We start from the raw sequence: 25562 nt of genomic DNA on the forward strand, positions 1-25562 counted from the left end.
CAGTAACTGTGCTTTTTCTAAAAGATTGACAAGATCAATGGCCGTTATTTTTTCTCAGGCGCATCATCTTCGACGATGATTTTAAAGCGGCTCTCTTCAGGTTCGCTTTTAGGAATCACCACCGTTAAATCTTCTTCAACGCTGACAGTGGCTTTGGGTGCAGCCGGTGTCATCACTACATCATCTTCCACCACAATGGTTGGCTCAATCACATCTGCTTCTTTTGCCTCAGGTGCAGCAGCGTCATCTTGTGTTTCGATGATGGCATGTTGAATCACGATTTCAGGCTCAACTTCAGCGGTGGCCATTACATGAGTTTCCTCAACGTTTGGCGTGTGTTGAATGATGATTTCTTGTGCGGCATCGCTCGCGGCTTCAACCACAGCTTCCACTTTCGCTTCCACTTGATCGACCACTTCTGTCACATGATCAGATGCTGTTTGAATCGCTTCAACCACTGTGGCAACCGGCTCAGATTCAATCACTGCTTCAACTGCCGCTTCAACTTTTTCAGGCACTGCTTCAATCACAGTTTCAGCAATGGCATCGGCCACAACAATCACTTCAGGCTTGGCAGCTTTGGGTGCATCTTCTGCTTTTGGCATAGGTGCGGCTTCAACTGCAGTCACAGCTTCAGGTGCAGCTTCTTCAATGCGAGGACGACCTTTGCGCACGCGACGCTTACGGGTTTCACCATTGACTTCAACTTCTACAAACTCAGGACGCGGTGCGCGCTCTTGTTTGGCGACATCATTGCCTTTGTCCTGCTTGTTGTTTCGCTCAGCACGATCCGCGCGCGGTGCACGTTCTTGTTTGGCTGGCTTTTCAGCGGCTTCTGGTGCATCGTTTTTTACTTCAGGCTTGGCATCACTTGCGTTTTGATTGTTGCGATTGCGCGAGCGGCGATTGCGAGACTTAGGCGCTTCACTATTGTCACGGTTTTCACGTGGCTCATTGGCATTGCGTTTCTCTTTGTTTTCTACTTTATCTGTGGCAGGTTTTTCGCTATTTTTGCCAGAAAAATCAGGACGATCTTCTGTCACACGCGTCACGGTGGCAATCTCATTGTGCTCAGGTGCATTGGCACGCGTGGTGACGCGGCGGTTGCTTTTACGACGTGGATTGGTGCGTTGACGTTGTTTAGGTTGCTCGCTGCGTTTAACTTGCTCTTTTTTGGCTTCTTCAGGATGGCTGAGTAAAGATTTTAACCAATCCACAATCATCTGCCAAAGGGTTGGCTGCGCTTCTACAGGCTTTTCAACCACAGGCGGCGGCGTTGCTGGTACCATGTTGCTCACCACAGGAATGTTCTTTTGTGGCTTTGCAGGATTGTATGCTTGATTCACAAGTGCTTCATTAGAAGGTTGCTCAATGATGCTGTGTTCATTGCTCACTTTGTTGTTCAACAAAGCTTGGTCTGAACGGTGGCGCGAAATTTCAAAATGCGGTGTTTCCAAGTTTTGGTTTGGAATCATCACAATGCGCACATTGAGGCGGTTTTCGATGCTGGAGACATCTTCGCGTTTTTCATTCAACAAGAAGATGGAAACATCTACCGGCAACTGAACGATGATTTCGCTGGTGCGCTCTTTTAAAGCTTCTTCTTCAATGAGGCGAAGCACTTCTAAAGCCAAAGATTTGATGTTACGAATTGTACCGTGACCAGAACAGCGTGGGCAGACGATGTGCGTGGTTTCATCTAAAGATGGACGCAAGCGCTGGCGTGACATTTCTAACAAACCAAAGCGAGAAATGTGACCCGTTTGAATGCGGGCGCGGTCTAATGACAAGGCTTCATGGAATGCACGTTCCACTTGGCGCTGATGGTCAGATTCAAGCATGTCGATGAAATCGATCACCACCAAACCACCTAAGTCACGCAATTTCAATTGACGAGCAATCTCTTCAGCCGCTTCTAAGTTGGTATTCAGTGCCGTCTCTTCAATGTCAGCCCCGCGCGTTGCACGACCTGAGTTGATGTCGATGGAGATCAACGCTTCGGTATAGTCAATCACCAAAGCACCGCCGGATGGCAATTTCACTTCACGTTGATACGCAGATTGAATTTGGTTTTCAATTTGGTAGCGGGTGAACAATGGAATTTGATCTTCATAGAGTTTAATTTTTGGGCGAATTTGTGGCATGGTTCTGCTCACAAACAGCGCCGCTTCTTCAAAAATCTCTTTGTTGTCGATCAAGATTTCACCGATGTCATTGCGATAATAATCGCGTAGGGCACGGATGATGATGTTACTCTCTTGATAGATCAAAAAGGGTGCTTTCTCTTCAGAGGCTGTTTTAATTGAGCCCCATAAAGTGAGGAGATAATCTAAGTCCCATTGTAACTCTTCTGCCGTGCGGCCAAGGCCAGCGGTGCGTACAATCACGCCCATCTCTTCAGGAATGGTTAAGTGGCTCATCGCTTCACGAATGGCCACGCGTTCTTGGCCTTCAATGCGACGTGAAACACCGCCTGCTTTTGGGTTATTTGGCATCAATACCAAATAGCGACCAGCCAATGTAATGAACGTGGTCAAAGCTGCGCCTTTATTGCCGCGTTCTTCTTTTTCCACTTGGATGATCACTTCCATGCCTTCTTTTAAGGCTTCTTTGATGGAAGGTTTAGAGAGGTTTTTTGCCTCATCCGTATAGTATTCTTTGGACACTTCTTTGAAGGATAAAAAGCCGTGGCGCTCTGCACCATAATCCACAAAGCAGGCTTCTAAGGAAGGCTCAATGCGGGTGATGACGCCTTTATAAATGTTGGCTTTTTTCTGAATGTTTGTTGCGTTTTCAATGTCTAAATCGTATAAGCGTTGACCATCCACTAACGCGACGCGCGTCTCTTCGGGTTGGCTCGCATTAATTAACATGCGTTTCATTCTCTTCTCCAGGCCTTTGCAATGAGCATCACAGAGATCACTCTATAATTCTCAATAATATAATGTACGCCATCATTTATTAATATGGTTAGTGATGCACGCAGTGATTGATATTAGTGCTGTCATGTCTCTTGTCGTGGCCAAAATTTTTTAAATTCTGAAAAATGCACACCATTTTTTGAGCACAGCTCAACCCATCCATCACAAAGGATGAATGGGCAATGATGTGTGAAATTTGTGAGTGATCATTCAAAAGATTTATTGAGCGTTTCTCATCGCTTCTTGAGCACCTGCGGTATCTCCTTTTGCTTGACGAGCAGAAGAGATGACGCGCCAATTCTTATTGACTAAATCTTGATTACCTTTAGCAAAGCTGATGGACTTGTTTGCCAATTGTTCAGATTGTTCATATTTTCCTTGGTGCAGGCGAATCTGTGCTAAATCGTACCAAATACTTGCGTTGTTTGGTTCTAATCTAACAGCACGATTCAATGCGGTGGCAGCTCTTTCTAATTGATTGGCTTTAACAGCAGAGTTTGCCTCATCTAAGAGAGATTGCACCGCATTGTTTTGATTCTGTGACGGTTTGTACGTTCCTTTATCTGCCGATGCAGTGGTTGTGCTCTGGCCAGGAATCATCGGCGCATTAGGCGCGTAGGTTGGCTGTTGAGTGGTTGTGGGTTTAGGTGCAGAAACCGGTGCTTGCGCTGTATTTGGGAACACAGGGGCTTGCGGCGCATTTTGCGCTTTAGGGGTTTCGACCGGGAAGCCTGAGGATTGATCCATCGGATACGATGGGAAGCGCACTTCATTGGTACCGCCATAAGGTGTGGCTTGTGCAGCGGGTGCACTGCCATCATCTAAAGGAATGCCGCTAGGAATGGCGCCAGACGTTGAAGATGCCGGTTGGTTAGGTAACGGGCGTACACGCGCACCACCATCGGTGCGAGAGGTACAGCCACTAATGACAATAAGCGCTAATATTAGAAAGGTGGTAGTTCTCACTATATTTTCCTATATAACGATGTTTTAAATTGGGTTAGATCTCAAAAATCAGAACCGCTAATTTATCACAAATTCAGTAAAACGAGTAGCAGCATTATTGCGGATATCCACTATTGAAAATCATCAAAGTTGAATTCGCCAAATGCATCATCGAAGTTAAAATCAGTGTCCGGTGGATAAAAATCACAATCCCCAGGATATGTGGGTTGATAACCACGAATGAAGGGCAGGGTCATGGTTTTCATATCTGGGCACGCGTAATTCGGCGGTGGTAAACCGGTTGCCGTATTGATGCGTACATTGACAATGTCTTTTGGTGGCGTGTTTGAAATGTCCTCTAATATGAGGTTTTTCATGGCCGCTGCCCACACAGGTAAACCACCTGTGGCGCCGCCAACGCGCCCAACAGGCGTATTGTCATCTTTCCCAACCCAGGCAACTGCAGTGCGATCACCAGAGAAGCCGGCAAACCAAGCATCACGATAATTGTTCGTTGTGCCTGTTTTACCTGCAACGCGTGCTTTGATGCCAGCGCGGCGTAAACCACCGCCTGTGCCTGCATCCACAACATTTTGCATGGCGCGTGTGATGAGGTAGTTCGGTCCTGGGAAAATGGCTTGTTTCGGTGCCACTAAGTTTTGTGCCAGCACCGTTCCATCTGTTTGTGTCACTTCACGGATCGCTTTTAATGGAATGTAATAACCATCATTGGCAATCGTTGAGTACATTTGTGTCACATCAAAGACGGTGATGTCGATGGCACCAAGTAGTGTCGATGGCACGGCAGGGAAGTTATATTCAGCCGGATTTAAGCCTAAGCGATACAAAGTGTCAATCACGTTATCAACGCCCACATCTAACCCTAAACGAATGGTTGGGATGTTATAGGATTTAGCCAATGCAGTGATGAGCGGAATCCAGCCATGCAAACGGCGGTCATAGTTCTTAGGTGACCATTTTTTACCGCCTGAATTCATTTCAAATGGGGTTTCATCATCCAACAATGTGGCCAATGAGAAACGTTGAGGCTCTTCTAAAGCACGCAGATAAATGAATGGTTTGATGAGTGAGCCAATTTGACGTTTAGCGCTCAATGCACGGTTAAAACCTGCTTGACGCACTTGACGATCGCCCACTAAAGCTTCCACTTCACCGGTGTTGTTTTGTGCAATGATGATGGCCGCTTGGATGTTTTTGACGCCGCGGGTTTTTTCAATCACAGGCAATGTATCAATCACTGCTTTTTCTGCATACATTTGTACAATCGGATCAAGCGTGGTGAAGACTTTTAAGCCTTCAGTGGTTAAATCTTCACTGGTATATAACTCTTTGAGTTGACGAGTCACTAAATCCACAAAGGCAGGATATTTGGTGATGCCAGAAGAGGGCGCTTGTTCTAGTACATCCAGCGGTTCTTGTTTGAGGGCTTCCACTTCAGTTTCTGACAATAAATTTTGTTTTGCCATGACATCTAACACTAAGTTGCGGCGTTTCAGGGCAAGTTTAGGGTTCTTGCGTGGATTATACGCCGAAGGACTTGGAATCACGCCCACTAAAGTGGCAATGTTGTTGATGCTGAGTTCTGTAACGGGTTTACCAAAGAAAAATTCGCTCGCAAGCCCAAAGCCATGAATGGCACGTGCACCATCTTGGCCTAAATAAATCTCGTTCATATACGCTTCAAGCACATCATCTTTCGGATAGCGCCAGTCGATGATGAGGGCATAAAACATCTCTTGAATCTTACGCTCATACGTTTGTGCGGGCGTTAAGAAATAGTTTTTGATGAGCTGTTGGGTTAATGTTGAGCCGCCTTGTTCTTTGCGTCCCGCCTTCATGTTCGCAACCATCGCACGGATGATGGCTTTAGGATTGACGCCCATGTGATCGTAAAACTGGCGATCTTCCATCGCAAGTAACGTATCCACCAATAATTGAGGGATTTCTTCACGTTTTAATAAAATACGATCTTCATTGTGGGCAGGATAAATGGAGGCAATGTGTAAAGGTTCCACGCGAATCAAGTCAATTTTCTTGGCTTGATCTTCTTGGTTGCTCTTTAAATCTTTGACAGTGTTGCCCGCAATCGTCACTTGAATTTTTTGTGCAGGATCGTGTTGATCGCTGTAAGTAAACTCACGCAAGTAGATATTGATGGTGCCATCTTTATCGTTATATGTGCCAGGTTGACTGAGCTGGGCGGTCTTTTTGTAATGGAGCATTTCAAGCTCAAGCAATAAATCGGCTTTTTTAATGGGTTTGCCCACATACAATTCTAATGGACGGGCGTAAACGCGCGCCGGAATTGACCAACTGCGATCCTCAAATTGTGTGCCCAATTCTTGATTGGTTTTGATGAGATAGTAAAAGAAAATGGGGATCATTAAAAATGCACCACCCACGATCATATAAATGACAAGGCGCAAGAAATAACGCAGGGCTGCGTTGATCCTTGATCCAACTGTTCTTTTCTTGAGCGTTAATTTCATGATAAAAGTATGAAGTAGTTTAAGGAGTTTTGCTGTGAATAATTGCTTGCTATACTAGACGAAGTTTAAGGTGAAAGGGAAATTTAATCTTTAATCCCTTAAATCGCTATTCAAATAAAATAGTGTAATTTTATCATTTTGAGGAAAAAATAAAAATTATGTCAGACGATCCTTCGCCGAGCCGAAAGAGTTGGTTATCTCGATTAGGATTAGAACGTAAGAATGTTACATTAAATAATTGGAATACAGAGCTGACCTTGCTGCAAAAGGAAGGGAAGATTGATTCAGAAGCGGTGAGCATGATCCGCTCTGTTTTGTCCTCGCAAACGCTGACGGTGCGTGACATCATGGTGCCGCGCGCGCATATGATCTCTGTGGCCATTGATGATGATTTTGATGAATCATTACAAAAAATCATCCAATCTGGGCACTCGCGCATCCCCGTGTTAGCAGAAGATCATGAAGAGGTACAAGGCATTTTATTGACCAAAGATCTTTTGCATAAAATGCGTGATCCAAGCATTGATGTGGCAACCCTTTTGCGTCCTGTGGAATATGTGCCTGAAGGTAAATATGTGATTGCTCAGCTCAATGAATTTAGAGCAAAGCATTCGCACATGGCATTGGTGGTTGATGAGTATGGCGCCGTCTCAGGTTTAGTGACCATCGAAGACATCATTGAACAAATTGTGGGTGAAATTGATGATGAGCACGACTTCATTCCTGCCGATGAAGAGATTGAAGTGGAACAAGTGGATGAAAACCACTACATTGTCGATGCAAAAATGTCCCTTGAGGAGTTTAATGAGCGCTTTGGTACGCACTTTGTGAAAGATGAGGTGGAAACCATCAGCGGACTTGTGATGACGCAAGTGGGCTTTTTACCCAATGCGCATTCAGAAGTGGTGATTGATGAGTTGAAATTCAAAGTGTTACCGTACGATGGCAAGATGCTCGATAAATTAGAGGTTGAACCAAATAAGCAATCTGGCAATGATTCTTAAGGTGTTTAAAAAATAATCAATTGAAAGATTTGACAACCTTGGAAAAATAGATATAATTGCAATCCTTCATTCCTCGATAGCTCAGTTGGTAGTAGCACTTGACTGTTAATCAAGGGGTCCCTGGTTCGAGCCCAGGTCGAGGAGCCAAATTAAAAAAACCTAGCTTTGCTAGGTTTTTTTATTGCCTGTCAGAAAAAAATAACGCCGCTCTGCTACAATGATTTACAAATCCGCTGCTATAATCGGCAGAGAGTCAATCATTATGGAACATGACGACAATGACAGAACAAAAAGCCTCCGTGTTTCGCTTACCAATTCGGGTCTATTATGAAGACACCGATGCCGGTGGAGTCGTTTATCATTCAACGTATTTAAATTTTATGGAGCGCGCGCGTACAGAATGGATGCTTGCCCGCAATATTAATTTAAATACCTATGCGGCCACTGAACACAAGATGTTTGTGGTTAAATCCATTGAGGTGGATTATAAACAGCCTGCCCATTTGTGTGATGATTTAGTGGTGGAGAGTTCAATTGAAAAACTCACCGCAACACGTGTTTATTTTAAACAACAAATCTTCCGGGGTGAGATGCTTTTGGCCACCGCGCTTGTGCAATTGGTCTGTTTAGACACCAATACGCGCCGCCCAATTCCATTGCCCCCCATTTTTTCATAAGGATACACATGAACGCACATTCACAGTTAAATCTATGGACCCTTGTGGTTGAGGCGAACATCATCGTACAGATCGTGATGTTGCTCTTGGTTATGATGTTGATTTCCGTCATCTTCATCGCTTGGCGCAAATGGATTTTATTAAAATTGGCACTGCGTGATGCGAAAAAATTTGAAAATAAATTCTGGTCAGGCGCGGACATTCAAGAGCTTTATCATAACGCGAGCCAAAAGAAATACACCGAAGGATTAGAGTACATTTTTGTGTCGGGTTTTCATGAGTTCAACCGTCTTCGCACAACGCCCATTTATTCACCTGAATTTGTGGTGGACAATGTGCGCCGCGCGATGGAAGCCAGTGCCCAGCGAGAAGAAAATAGCTTACATAAATCATTGTCATGGTTGGCCACAACTGGCTCGGTTGCCCCTTATTTTGGTTTATTTGGTACGGTGATCGGTGTGATGAACTCCTTTGTGGCGCTCGGTGCCGTTAAGCAAGTGACATTAAGCCAAGTGGCGCCTGGGATTGCAGAAGCCTTGATTGCCACGGCGCTTGGTTTATTGGTGGCGATCCCATCGGTGATGATTTATAACTCCTTTGTCAACGCCATTGGTAAAATCTCTGATTCTTATGATGTTTTCATCGAAGAATTTGCCAATATTTTAGCAAGACAATATGGTCAAATGCAGATCAATCGTCAAAATGGAGCGCAATGATGCGTCGATCACGTAGAAAGGGTAATGGCAAAGGCCTACAGGCAGAGATGAACATTGTCCCCTATGTGGATGTGATGTTCGTGTTACTCACCATTTTTATGGTCACCGCAACGACGATTCCATTAGGTGTAGATATTGATACGCCAGAAATGGAGTCAGATGTTAATTACGATGAAGTTGTGGATGATTACCTGATGGTGAGTATTGATAAATTGGGACAATATTATTTCAGCGAGCTAGAAGAACCTGATCAAGCTTTGAGTCTTGATCAGCTTGAGGCTGAAGTTAAGTCCTTTATGCAACAAAAGCCGAATGCACGAATTTTCTTGAGGTCTGATAAAGATACGCCTTATGGCAACTTGATTGATGCCATGAGTCGCTTAGGTCGGGCAACAGGAAAAAGTGTTCAATTGACAACGCCAGTTAAATAAATTGCTATGAGTAATCCTAAAAGAACAGTTTTTGCAAATATTGTCAGTACTGTAATGACAAGTGCTTTAGTCATTTTGACTGTGTGGGTGATTTATTATATGCAGAAAAAGGAGCTGATGTTTTTTGTGTCTGACGATTCATCTCATAATGAAGCGTCAGATTTACCTGAGTTATTAGCACCAGCATTAACATCTGAATTAAATACAGTGGCTCAACATCAGGCTGCAATGAATCAACCGGATCAATATCAAGCTGAAGATTATTTCAAAAAGTTTGCCTTTAGGGATAAATTAGAAGAGAAAAAGCGCCTAGAAGAGTTGGAGCGTAAAAGAATTGCTGAGGAAAAGCGCAAAGCCGCAGAGGCTGAGAAAAAGCGTTTAGCTGAGATCGCTGCGAAGAAAAAAGCAGAGGAAGAGGCCAAGCAAAAAGCCATCGCTGCTGAAAAGAAACGCCTAGAAGAGATTGCCTTAAAGAAAAAGCAAGCTGAAGAGCAGAAGAAAAAAGAAGAAGCAGAACGCCAAAAACAATTGGCAGAGAAAAAAGCGGCTGAAGAGAAAGCTGCAAAAGTGGCGGCTGAGAAAAAACGCTTAGCGGATGAAAAGGCCAAAGCTGATAAAGCCGCGGCAGACAAAGCAGCCGCTGAAAAGAAACGCCTGGCAGATGAGAAAGCAAAAGCCGATAAGGCAGCTGCCGAAAAAGCCGCCGCTGAGAAAAAACGCATTGCCGATGAAAAGGCCAAAGCCGACAAAGCAGCAGCGGATAAAGCTGCGGCAGAGCGTAAGGCAAAAGCCGATGCAGTCGCGGCTGCGGAAAATGATCGCATCGCCACTGCTTATTTGATGAGCGGCAGATTCTTAGGCGCCATTCAAAGTGCACTTTATAGCCATTGGCGTGTGCCGACAGGTTCAAGTGGTTTAACCGCAACGATCGTATTTTATGTGGATGCCCAAGGCAACATCACAAAAATTGATGATAGACAATCAAAATATAGCGGCAATACTGCCTTTGATGATTCTGTCAAAGCGGCGATTTTGCGCACCGGCAAAATCCGTATGCCAGACAATCAACATGCCATCAATAAGCTTGTGAAAGAGGGCATTGAGGTGACATTTGATCCGAAAGAGTTTTTCTAGGAAACGTAATTTGAAAAATTTTTGACAACAAGGTTGTCGAATTGTTGTAAAATTACTGTTTTCTTATCGGTGGATTGCTATAATTTTGAGCGATAAGACTATAAATGATGAATTTTAAATTTTGGAGCCCATAGCTTTATGAAAAAGTTACCTCTTTATCTTATGTTAACAGCGGTGCTCAGTGCCTGTTCACTTGCGCCAGATTATCAGCGTCCGCCATTGCCTGTGGCCAATAGTTTCCCGGGTGAGCCTGCGAAAGCCAATGAGATTAAAGTGAAGGCTGCCGAAATTGGTTGGAAACAATACTTTAAAGATCCTCGTTTACAAGAATACATCAGTGCGGCATTGGCAAATAACCGCGACTTAAGAATTGCGATGCTCAATGTAGAACAAGCCCGCATTGCTTATGGCATCACCATCAGTGATCGTTTACCGGGCATCAATGCACAAGGTGGTTATTCACGCGCTAAAAATGGTGAGAATCCATACACAGGCTATTCAAATATTACAGAGGGCTACAAAATTGGCGGCGGTATTTCTGCCTTTGAATTGGACTTCTTTGGTAAGTTTGCATCCTTAAGTGATGCGGCACAAAACCAATATTTAGCCTCTGTTGAAGGGCAAAAAGCAGCGCACATTGCATTGGTGGCACAAGTGGCGCGCAGCTACATTCAATTGAAAACGGCAGAAGAGCAGCTCAATCTTGCCCGTGAAACATCTCGCACTTATAACGCATCGTATCAATTGGTGAAACAACAAGTGGAAGCAGGGATTGCCAATGATCTTGACTTAGCACAGTCTGAAGCACAATTGTATTCATCTAAAGTTGCGGTCGCGAGTGCTGAGCGTGCGGTATTGCAATTAAATAATGCGTTAAACTTAGTGGTGGGTAAAACCATTGCACCGCATGCACGTGGTTATGCCATTGGCAGCCAGAAAATTTTGGGTAAATTGCCAGCAGGTTTACCGTCAGAAGTGTTGTTATCCCATCCTGATGTGATGGCGGCAGAATATCAATTGATGGCATCGAATGCCAACATTGGCGCAGCGCGTGCGGCCTTCTTCCCGAGTATTTCATTGACGACAACGATTGGTTCAATGTCAGAAAAATTCTCTGACCTCTTTAAAGCACCCGGTGAAACATGGAGCTTTGCGCCACAAATTTCCATCCCGATTTTCAATTGGGGCAAAATTAAATCGAATTACGACTTATCTTTAGTGCGTAAAGATGTGGGCATTGCTACGTATGAAAAAGCGATCCAAACCGCCTTTACAAATGTGGCCAATGGTTTGCAGTCCCAAAAACCGTTGCAACGTCAGTTAGCGGCACAAGTGAAATTAGTGGCCACCACCAAAGAGAGCTTGCGTTTAGCTCAATTGTTATATGATAACGGGATTGCGAGTTATTTGAACGTGTTAGATGCACAGCGCTCACACTTCCAAGCGCGTAATGGTTTATTGAGCACCTATCAAGAACAAATTTTAAATGGCATCTCGTTGTATGTGGCGCTTGGCGGCGGCTTGTACGAGGATACGGTCTCAAATACCGAGCCCATGTTTGAAGAAGTAAAGTAGCTCCTGATTGCAAAATTAAACAGACACTGTATAATACGCACATAACGGGGTATGGCGCAGTCTGGTAGCGCACTTGCATGGGGTGCAAGGGGTCGTAGGTTCAAATCCTGCTATCCCGACCAAATCTAGCCTTAAGATCATCTTAAGGCTTTTTTAATTGTCAACATTTTGCCTTATAGGAAATTATGTCTAAAGAAGATCATATCGAAATGGAAGGCGTTGTAATTGAAACGCTTCCTTATACAACATTTAAAGTAGAGTTAGAAAATGGCCACGTTGTGACGGCTCATTTATCTGGAAAAATGCGCAAAAACTTCATTCGTATCTTAACCGGCGATAAAGTACGCGTAGAATTAACACCTTACGATTTAAGCAAAGCGCGCATCGTATTCCGCGGTCGTTAATATCAAGCTTCAAAGTTCTTTAAAAAGATTAGCTTTCACTCACTCTGTGTTCTGCCATAATAATTATCATAAATGGCTAATCTTTTCTCATCTTCAAAAAAATATAAGGGTTTCTCATGCGTCCGTCTAATAGAGCATTCGATGAAATGCGCTCCGTAGAATTCATTACTGACTATACAAAACATGCAGAAGGCTCTGTGTTGGCATGCTTTGGCGATACAAAAGTATTGTGCACAGCATCGATCGAGCACAAAGTCCCCTCTTTCATGCGTGGTGAAGGTCGTGGTTGGATTACGGCTGAATATGGCATGTTGCCACGTTCAACTCATTCAAGAATGGCGCGTGAAGCGGCAAAAGGCAAACAATCGGGTCGTACGCAGGAAATTCAGCGTTTGATCGGTCGCTCATTGCGTGCGGCGGTGAATTTAGAAACCTTAGGTGAATTTACCATCACAATTGACTGTGATGTTTTACAAGCCGATGGCGGCACGCGCACAACGGCCATTTCAGGTGGTTTTGTGGCGCTAAAAATGGCGATTGATGCCATGCTCAAGCAAGGTTTAATCACAGAAAATCCCATCATTTCAAATGTTGCCGCAATCTCTGTGGGCATTTATGAAGGCAATGTGATCTCTGATTTAGAGTACATTGAGGATTCTGCTGCTCAAACAGATATGAATGTGGTGATGAATGGCGAAGGCCGCTTCATTGAGCTTCAAGCAACGGCAGAAGAAGCTGCATTTACCGATGAAGAATTGGCCAAAATGATTGCCTTTGCCAAAGCGAGCATTGCGCAGATCATCGAAAAACAGAAGGCATGTTTTGCATAATGGACTTTAAGGTTCCTTTACAAAAAGCCACTCTATTAAAGCGCTATAAGCGCTTTTTAGCTGATGTGGTGCCGGAAAATAGCGATCAAATGCTCACCATTCACTGTGCAAATACGGGCTCGATGCTCAATTGCTTTGTGCCAAATGGTGAGATTTGGTATGAGCCATCGCAAGATCCGAGCCGCAAAACCAAGGGCAGTTGGACATTGTCAAAAACGCCGCAAGGGCGCATGGCATGCATCAACACGCATTTGGCCAATGCGTTGGTGGAAGAGGCGCTTAATAATGGCATCATTACGGAACTTGCAGGCTTTACGCGTTTAAAGCGCGAAGTGAAGTATGGCGATGAGAATTCTAAAATCGACTTTTATCTTGAATATGCCGACGGACGCACGGTTTATTTGGAAGTCAAAAGCGTGACGCTTGGTTTTGATGAGAACAACATTGCTGCGTTTCCGGATGCGGTGACAACGCGTGGGGCAAAGCACTTGCGCGAACTTATGAACATTCAGTCAGCGACAACGGATGCTTACATTCTCTATTGTGTGAATTTATCTGGCATTGAAGGCGTGCGCGTGGCCTCAGAAATTGATGCAGCCTATGCGAGCGCATTTGATGATGCTGTGCGTAACGGCGTGATGCCATTGGTGTATGGCACCACAATGGATGAAAACGGCATTTCCATCACGCATCGATTGCCATTTGTGGGCGCATCCGATAACGTAGGGTGAATCATCAACAAAGGTAATGGATCATGAATGATTTAAGAGGACAAACCATCGGCTTAGCCGGTGCGATGCAAAGCGCAATTTTAGTGGATCGCTTTGCTAAAGATCACGAATATTTAACTGAATATGCCACAGGCTTGATTCACAGCATTTTTGAAACCGATCCTGATGGCTTAGAGGCTGTATATGGCAACTTTGCCAACATTGCCATGGGGCTGCATGCATTGGCGAGCCAAGAGAAATTATCCCGCGAGGTGATGACTTACTTTAATGCGGTGCTCGTCTTGCAAAAGCGTTTGCGTCAAAATGAAGCTTTACTCAACATCATGAGCAGTGGCATTGAGAACATTAAAGGGCGCTTGGTGCATTTTCCCATGATGCATGAAAACATTCAGATGGCGCTTGCGGATCTGTATTCTCAAACCGTCAGCAAACTCAGTCCGCGCATTTACGTCAAAGGCACAGATCAATCCTTTTTAATGAGCGAGCGCAATGCCGCAATGATCCGCACGCTGTTATTGTCTGGCGTGCGTTCTGGGATTTTATGGCATCAATATGGCGGCACAACCTTTAAGCGCCTCTTTGGTTACCATAAAGTGGTCAATGAAGCGCGTCAGATTTTAGTGGAGATCACACAATAATCAAAAGAGCGGTTTTTTGCCGTGCGGAATCTCTTGGATCAATACTGGCACACAAATGCCGGACAGCTTAAGCCGAAGTTCTCGAATGAGGGCAACGGCTTTTTCTTCGGGCACGCGAAAGTGGCTGGTGCCGCGGGCAAAGTCAAGTTGATGCAGATAATAGGGCTTGATGTGCACTGCGATGAAACGGCGCATCAAAGCGGCGAGGGTTTCAAAATCATCATTGATGCCGCGCAGCATCACCGATTGAGAAATGAGCATGATGCCATTTTGTTGTAAGCGCTTCATGGTGGCGGCAACGGCATCGGTCAACTCATCGGCATGATTGGCATGAATCACGATGGTGAGCGTTTTGCCCAGTGCTTGAATGTGTGAAAAGAGCATTAATAACTCATCGGTGATCATCTCTGGGGCAACCACCGGAATGCGCGTATGAATGCGAATGTTTTGAAGGTGCGGCACATGGGCTAAGCGCGTTAAAATGTGCGTTAAGCGATTGACGGATAAAATCAGAGGATCGCCGCCCGTTAAAATGATCTCCCAAAGCTCAGGATGGGATTGAATGTAAGCAAAGGCATTGTCTAATTCCTCGCGGCTTAAGGATTCCCCATATTGGCCAATCATCTCTTTACGAAAGCAAAATCGGCAGTAAACAGCGCACAGTTGCGTCACTTTTAATAAAGCGCGATCTTGATAACGGTGCACAATGCCGGTGACCGGCGTATAGGGAATGTCGCCGATCGGATCACTGACTTCATCGTCTAAAATGATGCCTTCTTTGCTTGAGGGGATGAACTGTTGATAAATGGGGTTTGTGGCATCATGATCCATCAATGCTTGCATGGCAGGGGAGATGCGAATTTGAAAGTGTTCGGCAACCCCTGAAAGATCCGCAGGGTTGTCAATCATGTTTGCTTGCTGTAAATCTTTGAGGGTTGTCCAGTATCGAGCCATAATCGTCTGATGAGGTTTATTGTGAAAGGAAAAAATGATACAGTCCATTTTCGCAACTGTATAGTCTAAACCGATATTATGCCGAATTTTCCAGTTATTTTCTTGATGGGGCCGACGGCTTCCGGTAAAACCGACACCGCGCTTGCCTTAGCTGACCATTTTCCTTGCCATTTAATTTCATGTGACTCTGCGCTCATTTATCGTGACATGGACATTGGCACCGCAAAGCCGGATCCACAAACCCTTGAGCGCTATCCTCATGCATTGGTGGACATTTTATCCCCAATGGCGCGCTATTCTGCCGAGCAATTTAGGCAAGATGCCCGTGCGGAAATTGAGATTGCCCGTGCAGCAGGCAAAATGCCTGTGATTGTGGGCGGCACGTTTTTATACATGAAGGCGTTGATTGAAGGCATCTCGCCGATTCCGCCCGTTAAAGATGAAGTGCGCTCTGAGTTGTTAGCACGTCATCAAACAGAAGGCATTGAGCCTTTGTATGCGCAATTATCTCATTTAGATCCTGAAAGTGCCGCCCGTTTAGCGCCTGCTGATACGCAGCGCATTTTACGTGCACTCGAAGTGGTGTTAAGCACGGGACAAACCCTCAACCATTTCTGGCAATTGCCACCGAAAGAGGCATTGCCATATCCTTATCTTAAATTTGCTTTAACCTATCAAGACATTGCGCGTGCAAATGCGCGCATGGCGCTGCGTTTTGAGCAAATGATGGCGTTAGGCTTTGTGGATGAAGTGGTGCATTTACGTGAGAAATATCCTGAACTCAATGGGGATTATCCATCGCAGCGCGCGGTGGGTTATCGTCAAATTTGGGATTATTTAGAGGGTTTAATGACAAAAGAAGACGCCATTGAGCGCGCCATCATCGCCACGCGCCAATATGCCAAGCGTCAGCGCACGTGGCTAAGAAGCGAAACTGAGTTGTTGCCTGTGAATGTGGAAACCTTAAATTTTCATCAAACCATCATTCAGCGGATTGAGGCTGAGCTTCCTGCGTAACCGGCGGCAATTTAGGTGCGAGATTTTCTCGCATCTGCTCAATCATCGCTTGGCCCAATGGATGCAGTTTAATGGGATTGATGTCGTAAGTATCCACAATGGTTTTCGGCGTGATGTTGGTGCGCACCGTGGTTAAATTGATCTCATCCTCAATGTGCTCAAGGCTCTCTAACACGGCATCGGTCACATCCGGGCTTGGATTGACCACCAAAAATGTGCGTGAACGCAATGTATTGATGTCTTTTGGCATGCGCCAATACATGCCCTTTGGAATGGTACCAGGATAGAGTCCAAGGCTGCTTTTGATGATCTTTTGGATCTGTTCATCGGTAAAAGAGAGAATTTGCCCATCACAGCTTGTGGTCAGTTCGCGCACCAATGCGCTCGATGGATTGGACATGATCATCACGCCATCGATGGAAAAGCTGCAAAATAGATCAGAGAGCTGGGATAAGCCATTACTGATGGGAAAATAGACATCTTTTTCCGTGAGCCCCAAGGATTTGGCCAACGGCTTGCCACGGTGTTCTTTGGTGGCCCAATCGGTAACGCCAATGGTGCGATCGCGAAAGCTGGCCACAGATTCAAGCGTCACATCATGGCTGCCCACCAATAACAAATATTGTTGATAGAGCGGGGCGATGATGATGGGTTGGCGCTTTTGTTTTTGATTGGCGATGAGCACTTCTTCAGGCATCAAAGCAATTTGAATGTCGTTGTTCATGAGTCGATCCCACATCACTTCAGAATCCACAAATTGTGTGGTGCAGTGATTATTTGGGTGATCGGCTTCAAAGCCAAAGCAAACAAGGTTTGTGGCTTCTTTGGTGATGTCTAATGTATCGCTGTAGCCCACTGTAATGTTTCGAAGCTCATCGGCATGAAGCGGTACAAAGATGAGGGTGCACAGTGCAGCAATCGAGCGAATTTTTTTCATCATGATTATCAACCTCAGACAACTCGAAACATCAAATTTAGCACGATGGCAAATTTGGCGCAAAAAAAAACCTAGCTAGGCTAGGTTTCTTAATTTGGCTCCTCGACCTGGGCTCGAACCAGGGACCCCTTGATTAACAGTCAAGTGCTACTACCAACTGAGCTATCGAGGAATTAAGGATTCGCATTATAGCCATTGTGTGATGAATGTCAACACTTTTTTAAACGTCTGACGAAAAATTGTCATCAAAAATCTTCTACTGGGAAACAAAAAAACTACCAATGACTGCCCAATGAACGGTGTAAAGTAAAATATAAATAAATTATTTAGAAATTTTTTTAAAATAAATGAAAAAAATTATTTTATTTGGACAAAACTCAAGATAAAAATGTAGCTTTTTAGTAATATTGGGCGTTTATTGTATTCAAAAAATCTAAGGAGCAACTGATGGCGGAGCCTAAAGTTAAAGATCGATCCGTGGGATTGGTCAATAAATTTCTCAATGGCATTGAGTGGGTGGGGAATAAATTGCCCTCACCCTCATTGTTATTCTTTTATTCGATGTTGTTGATCATGGTGGCATCGTGGCCATTGTCCTACGTGAATTTCTCGTTTTCGATTGCCGATGCTTCAGGTGAAATCAATACTTCTGTGGAGCATGTGCATAACTTATTGTCTGGCGAGAAAATTGTCTACTTCTTAGAAAATTTTGTCAAAATCTTCATTGGTTTTGCACCGCTTGGCGTTGTGGTTGTGGGGATGCTTGGCATTGGCGTGGCAGAACGCACCGGCTACATTGATGTGGCATTGAAAAAATTACTCAACATTACGCCAAACAAACTGTTAACACCGATGGTGCTTTTTGTGGCGATGCTCAGCCACTTTGCAGCAGATGCCGGCTACATCGTCGTGATTCCAATTGGCGGGATTTTATTCTATGCAGCAGGTCGTCATCCTGTGGCGGGGATTGCCGCAGCATTTGCCGGTGTGTCTGCCGGTTTCTCTGCAAACTTGATCCCTTCAACAAACGACATTTTATTGCAAGGCATTACAGAACAAGCGGCGCGCATCATTGATCCTGCCTATACGGTGAATGTGTTGTCTAACTGGGCATTTGGCAGTGCATCTGTCTTTTTTTTGGTGATTGTGGGCTGGTTTGTGACAGATAAAATTGTAGAGCCTCGTTTAGCGGGCGTTAAAATCGATGGCGACACCCAAGCTGAAGAGCGCCGTGATGTGACGCCAAAAGAGAACCGCGCATTCTGGATTGCCTCTTTCGTGATGATTGCAATTTTAGCAGTGTTTACCATTTGGGCAATGCCTGCTGATTCATTACTGCGTACAGAAGGCTCTTTAACAAGTGCACGCGCACCTTTGATGCGTTCGATTGTGGCCATCATCTTCATTGGCTTCATCATTCCGGGCATTGTGTACGGCTATTTGGTGGGCTATTACAAAAAAGCGGATGATGTGATCGCATCGCTCATGGAAAATATGAAAGACATGAGCAGCTTCCTTGTGATGATGTTCTTTTGTGCGTTTTTCATCGAAGCATTCACGCAATCGGGCTTAGGTCGCATCATTGCATTGGCAGGTGCTGAAGGCCTTCAAGGTTTACGTGTGGGCGCTTATACCACTGTTGTATTGGCGATTTTATTCATTGCGTTTATCAACTTATTCATTGGTTCGGCTTCAGCAAAATGGGTATTGTTGTCCCCAATTTTGGTGCCCATGATGATGCATTTAGGCATCGCGCCAGAATTGACGCAAGCGGCCTATCGCGTGGGTGATTCTACAACGAACATTATCTCACCTTTGATGACTTACTTTGCATTGGTGGTGGTTTACTGTCAGCGTTATGTGAAATCAACGGGCGTTGGCACATTGATCTCCACAATGATTCCATACACGTTGGCCTTCTTAGTGACGTGGATTGTCTTCTTGTTGGTGTGGTGGGGCTTAGGTTTACCACTTGGCATTGAGGGCGCTTATTTATATACGCCCGCAAGTTAATCTTTGACACAATCAAAAGCCCTGCAATGCAGGGCTTTTTTATTGGATGATCATTGCGTGATGATGCGGCGAAGCTCTAATTCATAGCGTTTGCCTTTGTCATAATAGACGATGAACGAGGGCACAAAGTAGAGGTTTTTTGCCAAACCCACTTCAATCTTTTTATCGCCCTCACCGCCGACATAATAGGCAGAGACCTCTTTTTTATTATTCACATAGTGTTGTTTGTCGGCTTTTTTCTCAAGGGCTTGCAGGGCATAGAGCTTTTTACCATTGGTGGCATGGGTGCCAGCTTTAGGGGCATTTTGGTTGATGCTCATTTGCCAAGCAATGGAGAATAAATCTTGGGTCAATTGCGGCAGCGACTCACTTTTTTGTGTGGGCAATTTGCCATATGTGATGGTGCCTTTTTGATAATCAAATTGCGCCGATGAATATAAGTCATTGCTGCGATAGACGCTGTATTGCGTAGGCATCAGTTGATCATCTTTAATGATGCCTTTGGTGACAAAGCGCATGTTTTTAAAGGGAATGTTGATGTTGGTGATGATGGTGTAATTTTTATCATCGTGTTGAAATTTTAAGGTGGCCGGAATGCCATAAGGGCCGCTGTATTCAAGCGTCATCTCTTTAGGCAATTCAAGGGCGATGCTCAATTGCGTTAACACTGCGATCGATAGTAGGGTACGATAGAAATATTTCATGAATCTCCTTACATTGTTCAATGACTCATTAGAGTATGGTAGCGATTTGATGAAAAAGGGGAAAGTCATCTTTTATTTTTCAAATCATCAAAAAAATGGAATTGCCTATTCTTTAACCGAAGATTCCTTGCTACATTATGATGTTCAAGGAGGAAAATATGTCACAAAAAAGTATTTCGGTCGGTATCATCGGTGCCACGGGATATGCAGGCCAGCAATTGGTTTGGCTATTGCATCAACATCCTAACGTGGTGATTAATTTTGTCGCATCGCACAGTCACAGTGCAAAACAGTTTTCGGAAGTGTACCGAAACTATGAATCGTTTTTTGATAAACGACTCATCAATTTAGAAGAGGTCGAACCGCGACTGCGATCCATCGATTTACTTTTTTTAGCCTTGCCGCACGGTTTGTCTGAGCCTTTGACGAAAAAAGCCTTAGAAGCGGGCATTAAGGTGATTGATTTAGGCGCGGATTTCCGTTTTGATGACGAGAAAATCTTCGAGAAATGGTACAACACAGAGCATGATGATCCTGCCATCAATCGCCAAGCGGTCTATGGTTTACCAGAGTTGTATCGTGATGAGATCACTCAGGCCCATTTAGTGGCGTGTCCAGGTTGTTACCCAACCTCTGCCATTTTAGGCGTTGCGCCCCTTTTAAAAACAGGTGCTGTGAAGCCTTCTGTGATTGTTGATGCCAAATCTGGCGTCAGTGGCGCAGGGCGCAGTGAGAAATTAGAATTGCTCTTTGCAGAGCTCAATGAAAATTTTAAAGCTTACGGTCTATTTTCCCATCGCCATACGCCAGAGATTGCCCAAGAGATGAGTAAGCTCTTGCATGCGCCGATGGATGTCACGTTTACGCCACATTTATTGCCCATCAATCGCGGCATTTTATCAACGATTTATTTAGACATCACAGAGCCGATGACAGAAGCTGATGTGTATCAGCAGTACATTGCCATGTATAAAGATGAGCCATTTGTGCGCGTGGTGAATCAGTTGCCACAAATTTCTCATGTGAAAAACAGTAATTTGTGCGAAGTGGGTTTACGCGTCGATGAAGCGCGCCAAAAAGTGATTGTGGTCTCTGCCATTGATAACCTCATCAAAGGGGCAAGCGGGCAAGCGGTGCAATGCATGAACTTGATGTTTGGCATCAAAGAAACCACAGGCATTCATCAATTATCCATGTACATCTAAACATAACAACGGAATAACAATTATGAAAATCATTCAAGAGGGGGGCGTCACATCTGCACTCGGCTATGTGGCCGCAGGTGTGAAGGCAGGCATTAAGGCAAGCGGTAAGCTTGATATGGCTGTGATCTATTCACAGGCGCCCGCAGTGGCTGCTGGCGCATTTACGCGCAATGCCGTGCGTGCCGCGCCGGTACAAGTGTCTGAAGCGCATTTGAAAGATTGTAAAGTGCGCGCGGTTGTCATCAATAGCGGCAATGCCAATGCCTGTACAGGAGAAGCTGGCATTCATAATGCACGCACCATGTGTGAAGTGGTGGCCAATGGTTTAAATTTAGCCACCGATGAAGTGGCAGTTGCTTCAACGGGCATCATCGGCGTTCAATTACCGATGGATAAAATCATCGCAGGGGCAACGGCGGCGCTTGATCAACTCTCACGTGATGGCGCAAATGCCACACAAGCCATCATGACCACAGACTTAACACAAAAGCACATTGCTGTGGAAGTGATGATCAATGGGCACATTGTCACCATTGGTGGCATTGCAAAAGGCTCAGGCATGATTCATCCAAATATGGGCACGATGCTTGGCTTCATCACCACAGATGTGGCCATTGATCCCTTTTTATTGCAAAAGACTTTCTTAGAAAGCGTCGATGAGAGCTATAACATGGTTTCTGTCGATGGCGATACGAGCACAAATGATTCGGCCATCATTTTAGCCAATGGCTTAGCAGGCAATGCGCCACTTGTGTCTGAGCAAGATGCGGATTTTGAAACTTTCCGTGCGGCCTTGCGTTTTGTGAATCAAACCCTTGCCATGAAGATTGCAGAAGATGGCGAAGGCGCCACAAAACTCATTGAAACGCGTGTTTACAATGCCAAAACATTAAATGATGCCCGCAAGGTCGCCAAATCAGTGATTGGCTCAAGCTTGGTGAAAACAGCCATTTTTGGTGGCGATGCCAACTGGGGACGCATTTTGTGTGCAGTGGGTTATTCCGCGGCAGATTTATTGGTGGATCAAATTGAGATTTTTGTCAAAGGCGGCGATGCGAGCGTACAAATTGTGGCAAATGGTGCCGGCATTGCATTTGATGAATCACTTTTGGCAACGATCTTTAGTGAAAAGAAAGTAGAGATTGAAATTCATCTACACAACGGAGATCAACATGCCGTGGCTTGGGGCTGCGACCTTTCCTACGACTACATTAAAATTAACGCAGATTATAGAACTTAAGGATGGATCATGGTTAGCAATACAGAAAAGGCAGCTGTTTTGGTGGAAGCACTGCCTTTTATTCGTCGTTATCACGGCAAAACAGTTGTGATCAAATATGGTGGCAGCGCAATGGTGGATGACAAGATCCGCCAAGAATTCATCAAAGATGTGGTGTTGATGAAATATGTGGGCATCCACCCGGTGATTGTCCATGGCGGCGGGCCTGAGATCAATCAGATGCTCGAGCGTGTCAATAAATCCACAACCTTCATCGAGGGCTTACGCATCAGCGATAAAGAGACGGTGGAACTTGCAGAGATGGTGCTGTCTGCCAAGATCAACAAAGGCATTGCCGCGGACATTCAGCGCCAAGGCGGTAAAGCCATTGGTTTGAGCGGTAAAGATGGTTGCTTGATCACGGCGCGTAAAAAGTTTGCCCATAAAGAGGGTGAGAAAATTGATATTGGCTTTGTGGGAGAAATTGAGTCCATCAATCCGGATGTCATCACCACAATGACGCGTGAAAATTACATTCCCGTGATCTCTTCAATTGGCATGGATGAAGAAGGCAACACCTATAACATCAATGCCGATTATGTGGCCGGCGCCATTGCTGCAGAGCTCAATGCATTTCGCCTCTTTTTCTTAACGGATGTTGATGGCATCATGATGGATCACACCGATCCCTCAACGCTATTGCAAGAAGTGACGTACGATGAAGTGGAAAAACTCATCGATGATGGCATCATTTCAGGGGGAATGCTGCCAAAGGTGCGCACCTGTTTAGATGCCATTGACCGTGGTGTGAAAAATGTCATTATCTTAAATGGCAAAACATTGCATGCCATATTGTTAGAGGTGTTCACCGCAGAAGGGGCGGGCACTTGGATTAAAGAAGCTAAAAAGGAAGCGACAGAATGTTAATGAATGCATATCAACGCTTTCCTGTGACATTTGTGCGCGGGAAAGGTCCATTTTTATACAGCGATCAGAATGTTGAGTACATCGATTGTGTCTCAGGGATTGCAGTGAACTGTTTAGGGCACGCTCATCCTGTAATGGTTGCTGCGGCTAAAGAGCAAAGCGAGAAGCTCTTTCACATCTCGAATTTGTATCACAATGATGCACAAACGGCTTTGGCGCAAAAATTGATTCGCAACAGCTTTCATCAGCAAGTGTTTTTCTGTAACTCAGGCACAGAAGCGAATGAGTTGGCTGTGAAAATTGCCCGTAAATATGGCCATAAAACTGCGCCCACTAAAAGTAAAATCCTTTACATGAAGGACTCTTTCCATGGTCGCAGCACCGGGGCCTTAGCCATTACCGGGCAAGAGAAATACCAAGAGCCCTTTCGTCCATTGATGGGCGATGTGGTGGAATGCGAGTTCAATAATGTCGAGATGGCCAAAGCTTTGGTCAATGATGATTTTTGCGGCATTTTCATCGAACCTGTGCAAGGTGAGAGCGGCATTCGAGCGGCCACGCCTGAATTTTTACAAACATTACGTGATTTAGCCGATCAACACGATGCTTTATTGGTGTTCGATGAGATCCAATGCGGTATGGGCAGAATGGGTACGCTGTTTGCCTATCAGCAGCTTGATGTGGTGCCGGATGTGGTGACATTGGCCAAAGCCTTAGGTGGCGGCGTGCCGATTGCAGCATGTTTGACGAAAGATAAAGCCAATGATGTGATTGTGCCAGGAGATCATGGCTCAACGTATGGTGGCAATCCCTTTGTGTGTGCCATTGCCAATGCAGTTTTAACAGAATTGGTGGATCATGGTGTTGTGGCGGCAGTTAAAGAGCGCGGCTCCTATACGCAAAAGAAACTCAACTTATTGCGCGTGCGTTATCCATTCATTCAAGAGATTCGTGGCACAGGTTTATTGCTGGGCATTAAATTTGATGACGCGGTGGTTAAATCTTCAGACGTGGTCAAAGCTGCGTTTGAGAATCGATTATTGCTCGTGGGCGCTGGCGACAATGTGGTGCGTTTTTTCCCACCATTAAATGTCACGCTTGATCACATTGATGTGATGGTCAGCCGTTTAGAACAGGTGCTTGAAACATTGGTGCCGCACGTTTAAATGATGGCGGAATGATAAAACCCGCGATAGTGATCTATCGCGGGTTTTGTCATATCCTCTATGTGATTATTTTGCTTAAGATCCTGAAAGAGCTTTTATTTAGGATCTCTTTGTTCAGGAGCTACATATAAATTACCACTTCTGTGGCACTTGTCAAACTTTTTTTGATCGGTATCAATTTTTGCCTTGAATTGGTGCGATAATCTTATCCGCAAAAAAGCGCGGTGAGATATACTGAATAATTGAACGCTTTTCCTGATCTAAAGAGACATCAACACCTTTCTCTGGATAGAGAAAGTGCTGAGTGCCTGTATTTTTCCCTTCAAAAGTCTCCTCGATGATTAAAGCAGGTTCCCCAAAGCGACCTTTAACATCCTCTGGCGTTAAGACCACATGCGTGGGAATGAAGGCTAAGCTAAAGAGTGTATCGGTTTTGAACAAATTCGCCAATTCTGGTGGAATTTTGTAGCTGTTATGTCGGCTCATTGGTGCCTTCTCAGCCTCGGCTTTCTCTTTAACCTCGTCCATATGCACAGGGTCTGCATTGAGTGTAAATGCCATTCTGCCCACAAATGGACCGACTTGTGTCTCTCTGAAGTAGCCTTCCACTTGATCACCTTGATCCGTTTCATAGAGCGTTAAGGTGATGCGATTGCCAAAACGGTCGATGGCATCTTGCAATGTCGATGCATTTAAGGTGAGGTCAAAGACTTGTAAATCCTGCTTTTCTGATAACGCAGTGGCCCAAAAAGGTTCATGGCTCGGGTTCGCAATGCGCGGGGTGAACATTGGCAAACCAAAGTAGGCAAAAGCAGCCACAAAAATAATACAAGCAAAGGTAAATAATGTTTCTTTCTTCATAATCATAAAAATGGCAGCTTGCGCTGCCACTTGTTTCTTTAGA

General features: G+C 44.9%; 23 protein-coding genes and 3 tRNA genes. 18 read left to right on the forward strand and 8 right to left on the reverse strand.

Annotation, left to right across the window (positions count from 1 at the left end):
• Positions 1-44: 44 nt before the first annotated feature.
• The 3 genes from B9T20_RS03885 to mrcB form a co-directional block, all read right to left on the reverse strand.
• Positions 45-2882 (reverse strand): Rne/Rng family ribonuclease, encoded by a 2838-nt coding sequence (locus tag B9T20_RS03885; protein ID WP_094489896.1) that lies wholly within the window; start codon positions 2880-2882, stop codon positions 45-47.
• Positions 2883-3140: 258 nt separating this feature from the next.
• Positions 3141-3887 carry a M48 family metallopeptidase gene (locus B9T20_RS03890; protein WP_094489897.1) on the reverse strand — a complete coding sequence of 249 codons (747 nt, stop codon included), beginning with the start codon at positions 3885-3887 and terminating at the stop codon, positions 3141-3143.
• Between the two features lie 110 nt (positions 3888-3997).
• The gene (gene mrcB / locus B9T20_RS03895) at positions 3998-6376 is read right to left on the reverse strand and encodes a penicillin-binding protein 1B (RefSeq protein WP_233491561.1); all 2379 of its coding nucleotides are present in this window, start codon (positions 6374-6376) and stop codon (positions 3998-4000) included.
• 158 nt (positions 6377-6534) lie between these two features.
• Between mrcB and B9T20_RS03900 the strand changes: the two genes are divergently transcribed.
• The 12 genes from B9T20_RS03900 to B9T20_RS03955 all read left to right on the forward strand — a co-directional run bounded on the left by B9T20_RS03900 (position 6535) and on the right by B9T20_RS03955 (position 14516).
• Positions 6535-7380: a transporter associated domain-containing protein gene (locus B9T20_RS03900; RefSeq protein WP_094489898.1), complete on the forward strand. Its 846-nt coding sequence runs from the start codon at positions 6535-6537 to the stop codon at positions 7378-7380.
• A gap of 70 nt (positions 7381-7450) precedes the next feature.
• Positions 7451-7527 (forward strand) — tRNA-Asn (locus tag B9T20_RS03905).
• A gap of 131 nt (positions 7528-7658) precedes the next feature.
• Complete coding sequence (gene ybgC / locus B9T20_RS03910) at positions 7659-8057, forward strand: tol-pal system-associated acyl-CoA thioesterase (RefSeq protein WP_094489899.1); 399 nt, start codon at positions 7659-7661, stop codon at positions 8055-8057.
• Between the two features lie 8 nt (positions 8058-8065).
• A complete protein-coding gene (gene tolQ / locus B9T20_RS03915) occupies positions 8066-8773 on the forward strand; it encodes a protein TolQ (RefSeq protein ID WP_094489900.1) in 708 nt (235 codons plus the stop codon).
• A complete protein-coding gene (locus tag B9T20_RS03920; protein WP_094490058.1) occupies positions 8773-9204 on the forward strand; it encodes a biopolymer transporter ExbD in 432 nt (143 codons plus the stop codon). The genes tolQ and B9T20_RS03920 overlap by 1 nt, the downstream gene beginning before the upstream one ends.
• Before the next feature lie 117 nt (positions 9205-9321).
• The gene (gene tolA / locus B9T20_RS03925; protein ID WP_233491563.1) at positions 9322-10338 is read left to right on the forward strand and encodes a cell envelope integrity protein TolA; all 1017 of its coding nucleotides are present in this window, start codon (positions 9322-9324) and stop codon (positions 10336-10338) included.
• A 138-nt stretch (positions 10339-10476) separates the two neighbouring features.
• On the forward strand, positions 10477-11913 hold the full coding sequence (locus tag B9T20_RS03930; protein WP_094489902.1) for an efflux transporter outer membrane subunit: 1437 nt from the start codon (positions 10477-10479) through the stop codon (positions 11911-11913).
• Between the two features lie 45 nt (positions 11914-11958).
• A tRNA-Pro gene (locus B9T20_RS03935) sits at positions 11959-12035 on the forward strand.
• Positions 12036-12098: 63 nt separating this feature from the next.
• Positions 12099-12317: a translation initiation factor IF-1 gene (infA, locus tag B9T20_RS03940; RefSeq protein WP_008315533.1), complete on the forward strand. Its 219-nt coding sequence runs from the start codon at positions 12099-12101 to the stop codon at positions 12315-12317.
• Positions 12318-12433: 116 nt separating this feature from the next.
• Positions 12434-13147, forward strand: coding sequence for a ribonuclease PH (gene rph, locus B9T20_RS03945; RefSeq protein WP_094489903.1), 714 nt, complete (start codon positions 12434-12436; stop codon positions 13145-13147).
• A complete protein-coding gene (gene sfsA, locus B9T20_RS03950; protein ID WP_094489904.1) occupies positions 13147-13878 on the forward strand; it encodes a DNA/RNA nuclease SfsA in 732 nt (243 codons plus the stop codon). The genes rph and sfsA overlap by 1 nt, the downstream gene beginning before the upstream one ends.
• A gap of 23 nt (positions 13879-13901) precedes the next feature.
• A complete protein-coding gene (locus B9T20_RS03955) occupies positions 13902-14516 on the forward strand; it encodes a DUF489 family protein (RefSeq protein ID WP_094489905.1) in 615 nt (204 codons plus the stop codon).
• Here the strand turns inward: B9T20_RS03955 and B9T20_RS03960 are convergent, their stop codons facing one another.
• Positions 14517-15470: a KamA family radical SAM protein gene (locus B9T20_RS03960; RefSeq protein ID WP_094489906.1), complete on the reverse strand. Its 954-nt coding sequence runs from the start codon at positions 15468-15470 to the stop codon at positions 14517-14519.
• A 78-nt stretch (positions 15471-15548) separates the two neighbouring features.
• On the opposite strand from B9T20_RS03960, the gene miaA reads away from it, so the two are divergent.
• Complete coding sequence (gene miaA / locus B9T20_RS03965) at positions 15549-16487, forward strand: tRNA (adenosine(37)-N6)-dimethylallyltransferase MiaA (RefSeq protein ID WP_094489907.1); 939 nt, start codon at positions 15549-15551, stop codon at positions 16485-16487.
• Here miaA and B9T20_RS03970 read toward each other — a convergent pair.
• Together B9T20_RS03970 and B9T20_RS03975 are read right to left on the reverse strand one after the other, a co-directional pair.
• Positions 16453-17427, reverse strand: coding sequence for a TAXI family TRAP transporter solute-binding subunit (locus B9T20_RS03970; protein ID WP_094489908.1), 975 nt, complete (start codon positions 17425-17427; stop codon positions 16453-16455). The two genes, miaA and B9T20_RS03970, sit on opposite strands and share 35 nt — an antisense overlap.
• A gap of 92 nt (positions 17428-17519) precedes the next feature.
• A tRNA-Asn gene (locus B9T20_RS03975) sits at positions 17520-17596 on the reverse strand.
• A 275-nt stretch (positions 17597-17871) separates the two neighbouring features.
• On the opposite strand from B9T20_RS03975, the gene B9T20_RS03980 reads away from it, so the two are divergent.
• On the forward strand, positions 17872-19437 hold the full coding sequence (locus tag B9T20_RS03980; protein ID WP_094489909.1) for an AbgT family transporter: 1566 nt from the start codon (positions 17872-17874) through the stop codon (positions 19435-19437).
• Positions 19438-19487: 50 nt separating this feature from the next.
• Here B9T20_RS03980 and B9T20_RS03985 read toward each other — a convergent pair whose 3' ends face one another.
• Positions 19488-20141, reverse strand: coding sequence for a hypothetical protein (locus B9T20_RS03985; protein ID WP_094489910.1), 654 nt, complete (start codon positions 20139-20141; stop codon positions 19488-19490).
• Positions 20142-20299: 158 nt separating this feature from the next.
• Between B9T20_RS03985 and argC the strand changes: the two genes are divergently transcribed.
• The 4 genes from argC to B9T20_RS04005 are packed head-to-tail and all read left to right on the forward strand — an operon-like array spanning position 20300 to position 24658.
• Positions 20300-21346, forward strand: coding sequence for an N-acetyl-gamma-glutamyl-phosphate reductase (argC, locus tag B9T20_RS03990; protein ID WP_094489911.1), 1047 nt, complete (start codon positions 20300-20302; stop codon positions 21344-21346).
• A gap of 22 nt (positions 21347-21368) precedes the next feature.
• Positions 21369-22586, forward strand: a complete 1218-nt coding sequence (gene argJ / locus B9T20_RS03995) for a bifunctional glutamate N-acetyltransferase/amino-acid acetyltransferase ArgJ (RefSeq protein ID WP_094489912.1) — start codon at positions 21369-21371, stop codon at positions 22584-22586.
• A gap of 9 nt (positions 22587-22595) precedes the next feature.
• Positions 22596-23492 (forward strand): acetylglutamate kinase, encoded by an 897-nt coding sequence (gene argB, locus B9T20_RS04000; RefSeq protein WP_094489913.1) that lies wholly within the window; start codon positions 22596-22598, stop codon positions 23490-23492.
• The gene (locus tag B9T20_RS04005) at positions 23486-24658 is read left to right on the forward strand and encodes an aspartate aminotransferase family protein (protein ID WP_094489914.1); all 1173 of its coding nucleotides are present in this window, start codon (positions 23486-23488) and stop codon (positions 24656-24658) included. The genes argB and B9T20_RS04005 overlap by 7 nt, the downstream gene beginning before the upstream one ends.
• A 174-nt stretch (positions 24659-24832) precedes the next feature.
• On the opposite strand, the gene B9T20_RS04010 is transcribed toward B9T20_RS04005, so the two are convergent.
• Entirely contained in the window at positions 24833-25525 is a 693-nt protein-coding gene (locus tag B9T20_RS04010; protein ID WP_233491565.1) for a hypothetical protein, read from the reverse strand.
• Positions 25526-25562 lie beyond the last annotated feature (37 nt).

It is taken from the genome of Wohlfahrtiimonas sp. G9077 (assembly GCF_002252155.1).
GTDB lineage: Bacteria > Pseudomonadota > Gammaproteobacteria > Cardiobacteriales > Wohlfahrtiimonadaceae > Wohlfahrtiimonas.